General features: G+C 63.1%; 1 pseudogene. It reads left to right on the plus strand.

Annotated features, from left to right (window positions below):
- Nucleotides 1–355: pseudogene (locus tag KWG70_RS17745) on the plus strand (DNA topoisomerase IV subunit B); the annotation flags it as partial.

Here is a 355-nt window from a genome sequence, read left to right on the forward strand (position 1 = left end):
CTGGTGTCCTCCGAAGTGCGTCCCGCGGTCGAGAGCCTGATGAACGAGAAGCTGGCGGAGTGGTTCGAGGAGAACCCGAACGAAGCCCGCATCATCGTCACCAAGATTATCGAAGCCGCGCATGCCCGCGAAGCGGCGCGCAAGGCCCGCGAGCTGACGCGGCGCAAGACGGCGTTGGACGTGAATTTTCTGGCGGGCAAGTTGAAGGATTGTTCGGAGAAGGACCCCTCGAAGACCGAAGTGTTTTTGGTGGAGGGGGATTCCGCTGGCGGGTCCGCGCAGACGGGCCGAGACCGGCAGACGCAGGCGATCCTGCCGCTGAAAGGCAAGATTTTGAACGTGGAACGGGCGCGGT

The organism is Psychroserpens luteolus (assembly GCF_021032705.1).
In the GTDB taxonomy this organism is placed as follows: domain Bacteria; phylum Bacteroidota; class Bacteroidia; order Flavobacteriales; family Flavobacteriaceae; genus Psychroserpens; species Psychroserpens luteolus.